The 15,272-nt window shown below is 67.6% G+C and carries 12 protein-coding genes; 9 read left to right on the forward strand and 3 right to left on the reverse strand.

From position 1 onward, the window contains the following. Positions 1-15: 15 nt before the first annotated feature. Positions 16-1,281 carry a PucR family transcriptional regulator gene (locus tag BLV94_RS28555; RefSeq protein ID WP_482822427.1) on the reverse strand — a complete coding sequence of 422 codons (1,266 nt, stop codon included), beginning with the start codon at positions 1,279-1,281 and terminating at the stop codon, positions 16-18. 182 nt (positions 1,282-1,463) lie between these two features. Between BLV94_RS28555 and BLV94_RS28560 the strand changes: the two genes are divergently transcribed. After that, positions 1,464-2,798, forward strand: coding sequence for an MFS transporter (locus BLV94_RS28560; RefSeq protein ID WP_072945098.1), 1,335 nt, complete (start codon positions 1,464-1,466; stop codon positions 2,796-2,798). Positions 2,799-3,019: 221 nt separating this feature from the next. On the opposite strand, the gene BLV94_RS28565 is transcribed toward BLV94_RS28560, so the two are convergent. Continuing rightward, positions 3,020-3,745 (reverse strand): type 1 glutamine amidotransferase domain-containing protein, encoded by a 726-nt coding sequence (locus BLV94_RS28565; protein ID WP_072944958.1) that lies wholly within the window; start codon positions 3,743-3,745, stop codon positions 3,020-3,022. A 193-nt stretch (positions 3,746-3,938) separates the two neighbouring features. Then, complete coding sequence (locus tag BLV94_RS28570) at positions 3,939-5,216, reverse strand: NADH:flavin oxidoreductase/NADH oxidase family protein (RefSeq protein ID WP_072944960.1); 1,278 nt, start codon at positions 5,214-5,216, stop codon at positions 3,939-3,941. 107 nt (positions 5,217-5,323) lie between these two features. On the opposite strand from BLV94_RS28570, the gene BLV94_RS28575 reads away from it, so the two are divergent. The 8 genes from BLV94_RS28575 (at position 5,324) to BLV94_RS28610 (ending at position 15,099) form a co-directional block, all read left to right on the forward strand. Further along, positions 5,324-5,935, forward strand: a complete 612-nt coding sequence (locus tag BLV94_RS28575) for a TetR/AcrR family transcriptional regulator (RefSeq protein ID WP_016882070.1) — start codon at positions 5,324-5,326, stop codon at positions 5,933-5,935. 68 nt (positions 5,936-6,003) lie between these two features. Further along, positions 6,004-6,918 (forward strand): acetoacetate decarboxylase family protein, encoded by a 915-nt coding sequence (locus BLV94_RS28580; protein ID WP_072944962.1) that lies wholly within the window; start codon positions 6,004-6,006, stop codon positions 6,916-6,918. 50 nt (positions 6,919-6,968) lie between these two features. After that, positions 6,969-8,561 carry a succinic semialdehyde dehydrogenase gene (locus tag BLV94_RS28585; RefSeq protein ID WP_072944963.1) on the forward strand — a complete coding sequence of 531 codons (1,593 nt, stop codon included), beginning with the start codon at positions 6,969-6,971 and terminating at the stop codon, positions 8,559-8,561. Positions 8,562-8,758: 197 nt separating this feature from the next. Further along, a complete protein-coding gene (locus BLV94_RS28590) occupies positions 8,759-9,730 on the forward strand; it encodes an NAD(P)H-quinone oxidoreductase (RefSeq protein ID WP_072945100.1) in 972 nt (323 codons plus the stop codon). Positions 9,731-9,942: 212 nt separating this feature from the next. Further along, a complete protein-coding gene (locus BLV94_RS28595) occupies positions 9,943-10,896 on the forward strand; it encodes an alpha/beta hydrolase (protein WP_072944965.1) in 954 nt (317 codons plus the stop codon). A gap of 536 nt (positions 10,897-11,432) precedes the next feature. Further along, positions 11,433-12,764, forward strand: a complete 1,332-nt coding sequence (locus BLV94_RS28600; RefSeq protein WP_244163677.1) for a YhgE/Pip domain-containing protein — start codon at positions 11,433-11,435, stop codon at positions 12,762-12,764. A 237-nt stretch (positions 12,765-13,001) separates the two neighbouring features. Then, positions 13,002-14,111 (forward strand): saccharopine dehydrogenase family protein, encoded by a 1,110-nt coding sequence (locus BLV94_RS28605; RefSeq protein WP_072944969.1) that lies wholly within the window; start codon positions 13,002-13,004, stop codon positions 14,109-14,111. Positions 14,112-14,490: 379 nt separating this feature from the next. Continuing rightward, entirely contained in the window at positions 14,491-15,099 is a 609-nt protein-coding gene (locus tag BLV94_RS28610; protein ID WP_011595759.1) for a TetR/AcrR family transcriptional regulator, read from the forward strand. Positions 15,100-15,272 lie beyond the last annotated feature (173 nt).

A 15,272-nucleotide genomic window follows, 5' to 3' on the forward strand; every position in this document is an offset into this window, starting at 1 on the left:
CTGTAACCTTGGGCGTCAGGCCACGGTTGAGCCCGCATGGCCACCGTCGGCGCCGCTCAGCAGTCGGACCGCGATCAGCAACTCCTGGACGTCGACAATTCGCCGCAGGTCATATCCGGTGCGCGCGGCGATACGGTCGAGTCGGTAGTACATGGTGTTCACGTGGGTGTGCAGGCGTTCGGCCGCGATCTTTGCGTTCAGGTCCGCGTCGATGTAGGCGAGCAGTGTCGCGATCAGAACACCGCCACGACGTAGGTCGTCCTCGACGAACATCCGTAGCTTTGGGCGGATCAGGCGGTGCACTGTCGGGTCGGGTCGGCTTACCAGGTAGTCGAAGGTCGACAGCCGCGGCATAGCCCGGATCCCGGGCTCGCGGGCCAATCCGTCGCGGGCGACACACGCTTCGGCGTATGCGTCGGACACCGAGCCGTGGCCGGCGTGCTCGGTCGAGACACCGAGGCACAAGCTCAGGCCGGCACGCTTCAGCTGCGCGTGCGCGCGAGTGAGCCGATCGATGAGCGCGTCGACCGAGCCCACCACGGGCGAGACACCGATCAACTCGTCTTGGCGGACGACGGTGAGTCCACGGTTTCCGGTTCCGAAGGCGCTGTGCAGCGTAATCAGCGCCTCGCGCAAGCTCTGGCCCGGGGCCAGCGACTGCGCCGGCACGGCAGAGGCTACGACCAGGCGTGTCGAGGTCTCGAGGCCGACTTCGCGAAGCAGGCCCCGTCGGGGCCCCGCAGCCGGCTCCCGCCCGGCCAGCAGATCCTCGAGCAGGTCGCGGCGCGCCCGGTCGCCGTCGGCGACGTCCAGCTGCTGGGCCTTCAGGTAGGTCTGGGCGGCGACCGAGGCTCCGGCCTCGATTACCTGCATCACGTGCGAGACCTGACCGAGCGCCGCGTCGCGCAGTTGCCGATCCCCGCCGCAGGCCGTGACGATGCCGTGCCACAGATTCTCCTGGTTGAGTCGGTAGGCACGTAGGAAGTCGGCGAGGCCGACGCCCTGACGCACCCGCCGCGTGGCCTGCGAGGCGGTCATCGGGAAGTCCTCGGGCCTCGCGGCGCGGCCTTCGCGCAGGGTGTCGAGCACCACCCGAAAGACCGCGTCGATGTGGCGGTGAAGGTCGTCCCGCAGACTCGCGTCGGGACTTGCGGAATATGCCCCCACTTCGTCCCAGGTGCGCTGCACGGACGACTCCACGATCTCCTGGAGTGAGCCATGCACCCGCTCGGCGATTCGTACGACCCGCGGGTCGGCTGGGGAGGTTGCTGGCACGTTCACGACACTCGCTCACTCACTTTGTGTGTGGTTCGACCACAAGGGTTTTCGGAAGATCCTGTGACTGGCCCATCGTGTGTCCGGGGTCACGTCCGAGGACAGTTCTGTTCTGAGGGACGGCGGGAGCTCGACTGAGCCCGCCGATGACTGAACGCCGCGGCAGCGGCTCGACCAGTGAGGCATTCATGACGATCAGAACCAGCCGGGGCGCGGCCCCGGGGCAGTCTTCCGCCCTCCGACGTCCGATGGCTCGCATCGCTGCGGCCTCGTTGGTCGGTACGACGATCGAGTTCTACGACTTCCTGATCTACGGCACCGCTGCGGCTCTCGTGTTCGGCCCGCTGTTCTTTCCCTCGTTCGGTCCGGGCGCGGCGACCGTGGCGGCGATTGCGACCTTCGGAATTGCGTTCGTGGTGCGCCCGCTGGGCGCGATCGTGTTCGGCCACTACGGAGATCGGCTGGGCCGCAAGCGCACGCTGGTCACCAGCCTGGTTGTCATGGGCGGCTCGACCTTCGCGATCGGTCTGGTCCCGACCGCGGACACCATCGGGGTTGCCGCGCCGTTGATGCTGGTGTTTCTGCGCGTTCTGCAGGGCCTTGCGCTCGGCGGCGAGTGGGCGGGAGCGGCGCTGCTGACCTCGGAATACGCTGACTCCGGCGAGCGCGGGAAGTACAGCATGTTCCCGCAGCTCGGCCCCGGGATCGGCGTCGCGCTGTCGAGTGCGACCTTCCTGCTGACCTCCTTGACCATGAGCAGTGCCGCGTTTGCGGCGTGGGGTTGGCGGATTCCGTTCCTGATCAGTGCCGTGCTCGTCTGCGTGGGCCTGTGGGTCCGACTCAATATTGCCGAGACGCCGTCGTTCACCAAGGTCGTGGAGGGTCGGCAGCAGCTCAAGCTCCCGTTCCTCGACGCGATCCGCGATCAGTGGCGGCAGATTCTGCTCGGCGGTGGCATGCTGTCGATGACATTCGGCTGTTTCTATATCTCGATCGTCTTCCTCACCGGCTATGCCAGCGCCGCGCCGGAGGTCGGCGTCCTCGGTCTGCCTCAGCGGTCGATTCTCGTGGTCAATATCCTTGCTGCCCTTGTCATGTGCGTTGTCGTCGTCGCGTCGGCGATCCTGTCCGACCGGTTCGGGCGCCGTGCAGTCCTGCTCACCGGCACCTGCTTCGGCATCGTCGCCGGACCGCTCGCCTTCGCGGTCATGCAGCCCGGCAACGCGGTCTCGTTCTTCATGGCGATGGCGGTACTGATGATCACCCTCGGCATCCCCTACGGTCCGGCCGCCGCCTACCTGCCCGAGCTGTTCCATGCCCGCTACCGCTACAGCGGTGCCGGCATGGCATACAACCTGGCCGGCATCCTCGGCGGTGCCGTGCCGCTGCTCCTCGCCGACCGGTTGGTCGACGCCTTCGGCAAGGCGGGCATCGCCGGGTTCCTCTCTGCCCTCGCCGTCGTCAGCACGGCCTGCCTGATTGCGCTCAAGGAGCCGCTGGGCGAAACCATGGACGACGAGTGAAGAACGCCTCGGGGACGGCTGCAACCAGCGCCGCACCGATCCCCCGGCCGGTGCACGGGCGAGCCGATCCCATTGGTGGTGCCGGGGGGAACGCAGCACTCGAGATCGGCGGCGCACACACCGGCGACTGGATGCACGATGACGCCAGTGCCCACAATCGCTCCGCGGCAGTCGGGAAATGCTCGGCACCAGGCCGACACCGAGATGCGAGCACGACGGCCCTACCCGGTCGCGGAGCCTTTCGCGGCGCCGACAACAACGTCGACGAGCTGGGTGGCCAGTTTCTCCGAGGACTGCGGGTTCTGACCGGTGTAGAGGTTGCGGTCGACGACCACATGTGGGCGCAGCAGGATCAGTCCTTTGGAGTACTCGGCGCCAACTTCTTTCAGTTTGTCCTCCAACAGCCACGGCGCCTTCTTGGCGAATCGGTTCAGCAGTTCTTCGCGGTTGGACAGCCCGGTCATTCGGTAACCGGCGAAGGCCGAGGTGCCGTCGGGGTTGGTTGCGGCCAGGACCGCGGCCGGCGCGTGGCACAGCAGGGCCAGCGGTTTACCCGATGCCAGACGGTGGGTCAGCAGTTCGCCGGAGGTCTTGTCGTAGGCGAGATCTTCCATCGGGCCGTGTCCGCCCGGGTAGAACACCAGGTCGTATTCGTCCGAATCCACCGAATTCAGCGACGCCGGGTGGGAGAGTACGTCGGCGATGCTGTCGAGGTAGTTCTTCACATCGCGGCGCTTCCACGGCATTCCCCCGGAAATGCCGAGGCTGAGCTGATCGAGCGTCGGTGCCTTGCCGCCGGGGGTGGCCACGGTGATGTCCCATCCGGCTTCGGTGAAGATGCGGTGGGGCACCGCGAGCTCCTCGGCCCAGTATCCCGAGGGATGCACGGTGCCGTCGTTGAGGGTCCACCGGTCGGCTGCGGTTACTACGAATAGGACCTTCGTCATGATGTGTTCCTCTCGAACGGGGCGTCACCGGGCCACGTGGGATGGTTTCGGTCTCGGCACACCGCCGAATGTGCACACTGCTTACATTATGCGGGTGGTGTGCGCGCGTCAACAGGTGGATGCCTTTGCCGCGAGGGGCAGGGCGCGGAGTAGTGGAAGGTTCGCCGCGCTGGATGGAGAGGTAAGCGCGGGATCACACGCGGGAGGCGCCGGTCTCGCTGCGCGGCTGGGAAGCGAGCCACTTCGAGTACTGCCGGAGCGCGCGGCGTTTGACCAGCTGATCGGCGACGAGAGCGCGGGCCGGGCCGACGCCGACCGCGGGCTGCTTCCCGCGGGCCAACCGGCGCAGCTGATAGCGCACCATGCCCATGCCGGCGAGGGACGCGAGCGGCTTGTCCTTCCACGTGACCGGCTCGAGCGACGCAGTGGCGTCGGTTCCCGCGCGCCAGCGCGCCGGCAGATCGGGTGTGACGGCGAGGGCGGTGCCGATGCCGACGAGTGCGACGTTGTTGGCGAGTACGTGCTCCGCGGTCTCGCGGCGGGTGATTCCCCCGGTCAGCATGAGCGGTACGGGGCTGTTCTGGGCCAGTTCGGCCGCCAGTTCCAGGAAGTAGGCTTCCCGGGCCGCGGTGCGCCCGTCCACCGGGCGCCCGGACATCGCCGGGCTTTCGTAGCTACCGCCGGAGATCTCGACCAGGTCGACGCCGAGTGGGGCCAGCATGGCGATCACGGTGCGGGCGTCGGCGGCGTCGAACCCGCCGCGTTGGAAATCGGCGGAGTTGAGTTTGACCGCGACCGCGAAGGTGGGCGAGACCTGTGAGCGCACCTCCCGCACGATGTCGAGGAGCATTCGCGCCCGATTCTCGAGCGAACCACCCCACTCGTCGGTGCGGGTGTTGACCAGCGGCGAGAGAAACTGCGACAGCAGGTAGCCGTGTGCGGCGTGAATCTCGACACCGTCGAACCCGGCCGCTTCCGCTCGCCGCGCGGTGGTCGCGAAGCGGGCCACGGTGTCGTGGATCTGCTGCGGTGTCATGGCGGTAGGACGACCGAAGTTCTTCGAGTGCTTGCCGACGTCCACCGCCTTGTCGGACGGCCCCCAGATGACACCGGGCATGTTCGCCTGGATCTGCCGACCGGGGTGGCTGATCTGCATCCACATGGCGGCACCGCCGGCCTTCCCCGCCTTCGCCCAGGCGGCAAACGGTCCCAGCGGCGAACCCTCGTCGAGCACCACACCCCCGGGGCCGGTGAGCGCCTCCGCGTGCACCATCACGTTCCCCGTGATCAGCACGCCGGCCCCGCCGGCGCCCCACCGGCGATACAACTCGATCAGCCCCTCGGTGGGCAGCTGCCCCATGGCGGCCATCCCCTCCTCCATCGCGGCCTTCGCAATCCGGTTGGGCAGCAATTGCCCGGACCGCAACGTGATCGGCTGGAACAAGTCGGTGGCGAATATTTCCTTGGACACCTCGAACCCTTTCGGTCAAAGGCTTCCGGGCGACCCCGAAAGCAAGTAAGCGCCGCTTACACTAAGCTGGAATGTAAGCGGCGTCAACAACCGAGGAGGTTGAGTACATGACTGTCACGCCCTATCACCGCGGCGACCTACCCGATGCGCTCGTGCGTGCCGCCATCGAACTGCTCGATGAAGACGGTGGCGCGTCGGGCCTGTCGCTGCGCGCGGCCGCACGCCGCGCAGGCGTCTCGGCGGCGGCTCCGTACCGCCACTTCAGCGACCGCACCTCACTGCTATCCGCAGTGGCCGCCGTGGGTTACCGGGAACTCGTCACCACCCTGGAGGGGGCGCACCCGGCGCCCGAGGCCCCGGGCGACCTTGCCGACATCGCGGTGGCATATGTGCAGTTCGCGCTTGCCAGGCCGGCGTTGTTTCGGGTGATGTTCGCCGAACCGTGCCATCCGGCGGACGCCGAGCGGCAGGGCGCCGCCGACGAGATCGAGGGCTACCTGCAGACGCTGGTGCAGCGCGCCATCCCGTCCGCCGACCCCGCGGCGATGGCCACCGCAGTCTGGGCGCTGGTGCACGGCCTGGCGTTCCTGCACCTGGACGGCAAGTACGCCGGTAGCTCGACCCCCGATCTCAGGGCCCGGATTCGTGGGGTCGTGCACGCCACGCTCGGCCCGCATCGAGAACGCTCACCCCAACCCCAAGAACCCACGAGGTGTTGACATTGCTTACATCATCGGTCTAGCCTCATGTAAGCAGTGCACACATACCGATGGCGAAGGACCGACACATGACTTCAACAAAGCAGAACACCATCGAGGTCGACCTGGGTGGACACACCGTCACAGTCCCCGCCGGCGGCCTGTTCGAGCGCTTCCGGATGGACACCGACCTGGACGAGGTGGCGCGCGATCCGCGGGTCGGTGGAGTCGACTTCTTCCGGACCCTTCCCAAGACCCGGGTCGAGTCCCGGATCGGGCCCACCTTGACTCCGAACTTCTACTACGCGATGTCGTCGGCACGTCTGACCATGATCGCGCCCAGCAAGGCGATCCGGAACCGGATCCCGGGTGAGCTCGCCCCACTGGAGATCGCTCCCGGTCTCGGCCTGGTGTCGGTGATGTTCTTCCGCTACGACGTCTGCGACATCGACTTCTACACCGAGGCTGCGGTGGGGGTTGCGGTGCGCCCCGCCCGGCACGGCAAAATTCCCGTTGCAGACGTCGCGTCCGCGCTGGCGAACGACCACCTCCACTCGTACGTGCTCTCGCTGCCGGTGAACACCGACATCGCCCAGGTGCGTGGCCGCCACGGCTACGGCTTCCCGAAATGGGTCACCGAGCTGGACGTGAACATCGACGACCGCCGGACCACCGCCCGGATCGCCAACGCCGACGGCGGCGTCGACCTCGCCTTCTCCGCCCCGACACCGACTCAGAAGCGCACCCGGAGCGGCGAGAAGGTATCCACCCTGACCTCCTACACGAAGGTCGACGACGCCTGGTACTCCACCCTGAACCAGACCAACGTGCTGGCCAGCGGAACCTCGATGTTCCCGCGCGGGGTCGACCTGACCGTCGGCACCGGACGCATGGCCGACGACCTGCGCGCACTGAAGCCGATCCGCACCATCGCGTTCGACGTCAGCACCGAAGCGCAGGCCGCGCTGCACATGCCGGTCCCGTTCTCGGTCCGCAGCCGGTAATCGGCCACGCCTCCACGCCGACATCCGACACCCTCAACGGAGTCCCCACCATGTCCATCTACACCCCCGACAAAGTGACGACGACCGCCGGCCTCCCGTCCTCGCTGACTGCCCAGCTGCGGGAGCGTCTGACCGGTCGGGTCGCCGCCAGTGCTGACGCCACCCGCGTCGCCACCGCCGCCCCTTACACCGGCGGGCCACTCGCCGAATTCCCGGTCTCCACCCCGGGCGACGTCGAGGAAGCCTTCGTCCGGGCTCGTCGCGCCCAGGCCACATGGGCAGCCACCCCGATCGGTGAGCGCCGCAAGGTGCTGCTGCGGTTCCACGACCTGGTCCTCGCACGCCAGAACGAAGGCCTGGACCTGATGCAGGCGGAGAACGGCAAGACCCGTCGCGACGCGTTCCTGGAGATCACCGACACCGCCATCACCTCCCGGTACTACGCGCGCAGCGCCGAAAAGCTGCTGGCCCCCCAGCGCCGGCGCGGAGCGATCCCGATCCTGACCCGTACCACCGAGCTGCACCATCCCAAGGGCGTGGTCGCGATCATTTCGCCGTGGAACTACCCCCTGTCGATGGCCGCCGGCGATGCGATTCCCGCCCTGCTGGCCGGTAACGCCGTGGTACAGAAGCCCGACACCCAGACCGCGCTCACCGCGTTGTGGGCCATGGATCTGATGTACGAGGCGGGGCTTCCCGCCGACGTGTGGCAGATGGTGGTCGGCCGTGGCAGCTCGATAGGCGAGCCGCTGATGAATAACGCCGACTACGTGATGTTCACCGGGTCCACCGCCACCGGCCGCCAGATCGCCCGGGACGCCGGCGAACGTCTGATCGGAGCCTCGTTGGAGCTGGGCGGCAAGAACCCGATGCTGGTGCTCGACGATGCCGACCTCGATCGTGCCGCCGACGGCGCCGTCGCCGCCGCGTTCCCGTCGGCCGGGCAACTGTGCGTCTCGATCGAGCGCATCTACGTCGCCGAATCGGTGCGCGAGGAGTTCGTCACCAAGTTCGTGGAGCGGACGAAGAAACTGAAGCTCGGCGCGGCCTACGACTACAGCACCGACGTCGGAAGCCTCACCACTGCGTCCCAGCTGGACACCGTCACCACGCACGTTGCCGACGCCGTCGGCAAGGGCGCCACAGTGCTGGCAGGCGGGCACGCCCGCCCCGATCTCGGTCCGCTGTTCTACGAGCCGACCATCCTCACCGACGTCACCCCCGAGATGACCCTCCACGCGCACGAAACCTTCGGTCCAGTGGTCTCGATCTACGGCTTCGCCGACGTCGAGGAGGGCATCGCGCAGGCCAACGCCACCTCATACGGGCTGAACGCCAGCGTGTGGAGCCGCAACGGCGCCCACGGACGTGCGGTGGCTGCCCGGGTGCACGCCGGCACCGTCAACGTCAACGAGGCCTTCGCCGCGGCGTGGGGCAGCATCGACTCCCCGATGGGCGGAATGGGTGACTCGGGCGTGGGACGCCGCCACGGCAAGGACGGCATCCTCAAATACACCGAACCGCAGACCGTCGCCCATCAACGCGCCCTCGGCTTCACCCCGCCCGCACGCATCCCGTGGACCACATGGGTGCCGGCGCTGACCGCGGTACTGCGCGTCTGGAAGCTGATCGGCGCCCGCTGACCGCTCTCCGCATCCCTCATCCCTCAGAACCCGCGATCCGGACCAAGACGCATCCTGTTGCCGCACATCGGGATCCGCCGGTCATCGGACGACCCAACTATTCATCGCAGTCGCAGCGCGCCCGGCCTCCCCGGCCTTGCCGCCGCGGTTGCACGGAAGGCACTGACATGACCACCCCCGACACCGTTCCCGACACCATGCGGGCCATCGTCGTCGACAATGACAAGAACATGAACATCGAGCAGGTCCCCACACCGACCCCCGCCGCTCGCGAGGTCCTGCTCGAGGTCGCCGCAGCCGGCATCAACCGCGCCGACCTGATGCAGCGCCAGGGCCTTTACCCGCCGCCGCCCGGAATCACCGACATCATGGGCATGGAGGCCTCCGGGACCGTCGGCGCGGTCGGCGCGGGAGTCGACGGGTTTCGGCCGGGCGATGAGGTGTGCGCTCTCATCGCGGGCGGAGCATACGCCGAGTACGTCGTCGTCCCGGCTGCCCAGCTGTTGCCGATCCCGGACGGGCTCTCCCTCGTCGACGCGGCCGCGCTGCCCGAGGTGGCGAGCACCGTGTGGTCGACCATCGTCATGGACGCCGGCCTGAAGGCCGGGGAAACATTGCTGGTGCACGGCGGCGGCAGCGGCATCGGCACCCACGCCATCCAAGTCGGCAAGGCACTCGGCGCCACGGTGGCGGTGACCGTCGGCTCGGAGGCCAAAGCGCACCGCTGCCGCGAGCTCGGAGCCGACATCGTGATCAACTACCGCGAGCAGAACTTCGCCACCGAGCTCGCCGGACAGGTCGACGTCATCCTCGACATCATGGGCGGCCAGTACGTACCCGGCAACGTCGACGCGCTCGCGATCGGCGGACGACTGGTGATCATCGGCATGCAGGGCGGCCTCACCGGCGAACTGAACGTCGGAGCACTCATCGGCAAGCGCGCCCGGGTGATCGGCCTCAACGTCCGGAACCGGCCGCTGACCGGTCCCGGATCCAAGGCCGAGATCGTCGCCGCGGTGGCCGAGAAGGAGTGGCCACTGGTCACCCAGGGGCTCGTGCGGCCGGTCATCTCGGCCAAGCTGCCACTGGCCGACGCCGAACGCGGACAGGCGATGCTCGATTCGAAGGACTCGGTCGGCAAGGTGCTACTGCTTCCCACCCAATCCTGACCCCCACGAACTGGTGCCGTCGACGGCAGGATGCACCGACCACCGACGGCACAGGACTTCTCGCGAAGAAAGGAGGCAGGAACCATCCCGGCTTGCCCAGAATTTACTGGTCGAGCCGAAACAGGTAGCACCGACGATGGGGCCGTGCCCCACGGTGATTCGCATACCGGCAGTGCACCCCGCAGCGCCGGAACCCGCGACAGGAGAGTGACATGACCGACATCAAGCCCGTCCTCGAGCCCGAGGCCGCCGAATTCGCGAAGGCGACCGACACGCCCCCGTTCCTGTTCCAGCTTCCACCGGCCAAGGGGCGCAAAACGGTCGACGAGGTCCAGTCCGGGGAGATCGACAAACCGGCGATCGACGAAGAGTGGATCACCGTCGAGGGCGGTCCGACCGGATCGGTGAAGGTGCGCATCGTGAAACCGGCAGGCGCCACCGGCACCCTTCCGGTCCTGTTCTTCATCCACGGGGCCGGTTGGGTGTTCGGCAACGCGCACACCCACGACCGACTGGTCCGTGAGCTCGCCGTCGGCGCCGACGCCGCGGTGGTGTTCCCCGACTACGACCTGTCCCCGGAAGCGAAGTACCCGACGGCGATCGAACAGAACTACGCCGCCGCCCAGTGGGTGTTCGCGCACGGCGCCGAAAAGGGGCTCGATGCCACCCGGTTCGCGGTCGCCGGCGACTCGGTGGGCGGCAACATGAGCGCCGTCCTGACTCTGATGGCCAAGGATCGCGGCGATGTGCACATCACGCAGCAGGTGCTGCTCTACCCGGTGACCAACGGTGCATTCGACACCCCCTCGTACCACCAGTTCGCCGAGCACTACTTCCTCGCTCGCGAAGGCATGCAGTGGTTCTGGGACCAGTACACCAGCAACGAGTCCCAGCGTGCCGAAATCTACGCCTCTCCGCTGCGCGCGACCGTCGACCAACTGCGCGGATTGCCCCCAGCCCTGGTGATCACCGCCGAGGCCGACGTGCTTCGCGACGAAGGTGAGGCCTACGCCGCCAAGCTCCGCGAGGCCGAGGTCCCCGTCACCCACGTTCGTGTCGGTGGCGTCATCCACGACTTCATGATGCTCAACGCGCTTCGCTCGACCCAGGGTGCGGCCGCCGCCATCAAGCTGGCGCAGGACACTCTCCGAACCGCCCTGCACTGATCGGTTACCGGTGGTCGCTCGCCGTCCTGTCGAGCGACCACCAAACCGCTGCACCGCGGCATCCGCTGTTTCACCGATCCGCATCGACAGTCACGCGGAGTCCCGCGTCCACCTCGTACGTCCGGGGCCGAAATGACCGCCACATCAGACAATCTCGTGCGGCCCTGTACCCAGCTCGCCCGGATAACCCGTCCGCGACACACGGCGTCAAGGCGAGGTTCCGCGGTCACGCCCGCACCCGACCGGTCGAATGTGCGCCACAGACGCACCACCACCGCGCAAGGAAACCCACCGACCGCACAGCTCGACTTCAGTGCCGCCGTCCTCCCTCGAAAGACCTGATCCGGGCACAGATCAGTCAGCCGCATACCTCGTAGGCGTCTGAAGTCGCCCTATGCGCAACTTCGACCGACTTCGGCTTCGGCGCGCGCAACGCGGCGTCCGATCCCATTCAGCGTCACCACCTACTCAACGAATGACCGAGGAGTCGCGCAGTGAGCGAACCCAGCCCAGCAGCCCGGACCACGAAACACGCAGTGCCCGAAGTATCTCCCTCGGTAGTCGCCGAACCCGTCACGCGGCGATTCCTTTGGCACCCGCGTACCTGGATAGCGTCCGTAACGATCCTGATCCTCCTCGGGTTCACGCTCCCCGCCGTCTACCTCGGCGGCACCATCGACCCGCAGGGTGACCTGAAGGACCTTCCCGTAGCGCTGGTCGTGGAGCCGCAGACCGTGCAACTCGGAGCCGCCAGCCCCGCCGACGCTGTGGCCGACGGCATCGAGCAACACGTCGACGACAACAAGATCACGCTGACGTCGATGTCCACCGATGAAGCCGACCACCAGATGCGAAACGGGCACATCGTCGGCATCATCCGAATCCCGAATGACTTCAATGCCCAGGTGGGCGCGCTGACCCGTCCCGGCCCGGGTGCGCCGACACATCCGGTTGTCCACTTGGACACCACGTCCCGGTCCGGTGCGATGACCGCCGGCCTGTTCACCGGTAACGTCGGCCCGGTTGTCGAGGGCGTACGCACTGCACTCGGCCGGCAGCTCATGGCCACTGGTGGAGCACCTGTTGACACCGCCACCGCCACCGCCCTGGCGACTCCGTTCGCCATTGCCATCGCACCACTCGATCCGCTGCCCTCCCACACCGGCCTAGGCACCAGCGTCTTCTACCTGGCAATCGTCCTGATCATCGTGGCATTCATCGGCGCCTCCGCGGTACATCCACTCATTGACACCGTGATCGGGTTCATCCCTCAGGAGACAGGCCCCCGTGTCCGTCGCAACCCGTACCGCCATCTTTCCCGCACCCGCACCTTGATCCTCAAGTGGCTCGTGATGCTGGCTGCCACTCCACCAACGACGGCCGCGATCCTCCTCGTCGCCGGGCCGTGGCTCGGTATGCCGCTGATCTCACCGCTCACACTATGGCTCTTCGCGACCGCTACCGTCGCCGCGGTCGGCGTCGGTGGGCTGACCGTTTTCGCTCTGTTCGGATCCTTCGGTCCGCTCGTCAACACCTTCTTCTTCGTGGCATTGGCGATGACGTCGTCGGGTGGGGCCATCCCACTGCAAGCCACCCCGGACTTCTTCCGTGCGATCGCCCCATTCGAGCCGATGCGTGCAGTAGTCAACGGACTGCGCTCGATCCTCTACTTCGACTCGACGCCTGGCTCAGGAATGGAGCCCGCCTGGTGGTACCTACTGGTGCTTGCCGCGATCAGCATCGCGACCGGGCTGATAGCGACCCGCGTCTTCGACCGCTTCCCAGCCTTCACCCGGCTTCCAGACGACGGTGCGTCTCGCAGCGTCGACAAGGCTCAGCGCACAGAGGTGCACCAGTTCACCGCCTGAGAGCAGCCGGCAATCACCGGTATTACCTGCGCCGGTAGGAAAGGAGGACCGCCGCCCGGGGAGCGCCGACTGGCGGTCGTCCGTACGCCGCCGGGGCCGCACGATTGCGGATCACCGCGGACGCCTGGACCGGACCGAATTCGGCTCGCTGAGCTGAACACCGAACACCGGGGCCGCCCGAGGTACCAACCCCAGCACGGCCAGGCACACCGACCCGAACTCGAAGGAGACTCCACCATGACAGAGAACGCGCCAACCCGGATCGTCGTCTTCGGGGCCACCGGATACGCCGGTGGCCTGGCCGTCGAGGCGCTCGTGCGGCGAGGCCTGCGACCAGTGCTCGCCGCCAGATCGGAACACAAGCTCGCACACTTGGCGGCCGCGCACGGCGGCCTCGAGTACCGGGTCGCCGACGTCTCCGACCCCGCCAGCGTGCAGGCACTGATCGAGCCGGGCGAGGTGCTGGTAACCGGTGTCGGACCGTTCGAGCGGGTGGGATGGGTCGCGGCCGAAGCTGCCGCCCGATCCGGCGCGCATTACGTCGACTCCACCGGCGAGATCGGGTTCGTGCGCGAACTCCACCGCCGCCACGACGCCCTTGCCCGCGAGACCGGATCGGTAATGCTTCCCGCCTTCGGCTACGACTACGTTCCCGGGGTGCTCGCCGGTGCGCTCGCCGCCGAACAAGGCGGCGCGGAAACGTGGTCCCTCGACATCGGCTACTTCGCAACCGGACCTCTGTGGAAGGGGTTGAGCCAGGGAACCCGGAAGACGGTCGCAGAGGGGATGACCCTCCCGGTCACCATGTACCGGGACGGGGCACTGGCAGACCGGCGCGCCGCCCAGGACGTCAGGCGCTTCACGGTGCGCGGTGCCACGCGGAACGCAATCCTCGCATCCGGCACCGAGGTGCTGCAGCTGCCGGCCCGGTACCCGGGGCTTCGCCAGGTGCGGGTGTTCAACGGATGGTTCCCCGAGCTCGCGCGACCCATGCAGGCCGCCTCGCTCCTGGCGACCACCCTGTCCCGCACCGCCCTCGGACGCCGCGTGCTCGACGGTGCCTTTGCACGGATGGCCGGCCCGGCCGGCGGTCCAGACGCGGCAGAGCGCGCCAAGACCCGGGGACTCGCGGTCGCAGTCGCCCGTGCGTCGTCCGGGAAGGTCCTGGCCGAAGTGGAGGTGGAAGGCCCATCCCCGTACACGGTCACTGCCGAACTCATGGCAATGGCAGCACACCGCCTGGCTCTAGGTCTGGGACGAACCCCCGGTGTCGTCGGCCCGATCGACGGACTCGGCGCTGACGAGTTCCCCGCCGCCTGCGCCGAGGTCGGCCTCGCGCGCATCTGACTGGACGGCCTCGGCCCTACTCGCCGATAGGAGATAGACAATGTTGTCGTCCGGAAGGACTTGGCGCGCGAAGCTGAGTACGCGGCGCAGGAGAGAGGGATGCAGGTCACCGGCATCGGCTTCGGACCTTGGCACCGGATCCTGCGTGAGCGCTGGGGCGCTCATCGGTGGATTCTGCCCGGCGCGCCCGCTCCGACAGATGCCGCCGCGGTCACGACACCGTCCACCGCGATCACGGCACCGAGGCTGCCGCGTGCCTGTGCCGCGCCTCGAGGACACGCTACCTGCCAGCGCCCTGCTGACGATGATCACACCATGCGTTGCGTCACTAACACCAGGCGGGTATGTAAGCGTTGTCAACACTTGCTAAATTGAGATTATGGCAACGACGACCCAGCCGTATCACCACGGCGATCTGCGCAACGCGCTGGTGCGCGCGGCGGTGGAACTCCTCGAGGAAGACGGAGCCGCCGAACTCTCGCTCCGCGCCGCCGCTCGACGCGCCGGCGTGTCCACGGCCGCGCCCTACCGGCATTTCTCCGACCGCGATGCGCTGCTGTCCGCCGTCGCCGCGGTGGGCTACCAAGACCTGGCCGGCCGGCTGACCGCAGCCCATCCCGCCCCGACCACCGCAGACGACCTCGCCGCGATCGCCATCGCCTACGTCCAGTTCGCGCTCGCACGCCCCGGACTGTTCCGTGTCATGTTCGCCGAACCGTGCGACCCGACCAACCCTGAACGGGTAGCCGCGACAACGGCGATTCACGAGTACGTCAAATCTATTGTGCAGCAGACATTTCCCACTGCCGCCCCGGATGCGATGGCTGATGCGGTGTGGGCGCTGGTGCATGGTCTGGCGTTCTTGCACCTCGACGGCAAGTTCGATGCCATCTCCACCGGGGCCGTCGCCGAGCGAGTCCGCGCCGCGGTCCACGCGATCCTCGGGGCGTCGGGCTCGTTCGCAGCCCCGCCCGCCGCACAGCCCTGACACCACCTGTTCATTTGCCGAATTGAGGCGACGATCAGTCGGGGCAGTCAACTCTGTGAGGGCATACCGGACGTTGATCTGTTTGCATTCGGTCGGACGCCTCGGTGATGCCGACCTGGCCGACGGGCCGCGGTACTGCGACGACCATCTGTGTGTGGGATAGGCACTCGGCC

The sequence above is a fragment of the Rhodococcus koreensis genome, from assembly GCF_900105905.1.
In the GTDB taxonomy this organism is placed as follows: Bacteria; Actinomycetota; Actinomycetes; order Mycobacteriales; family Mycobacteriaceae; genus Rhodococcus_F; species Rhodococcus_F koreensis.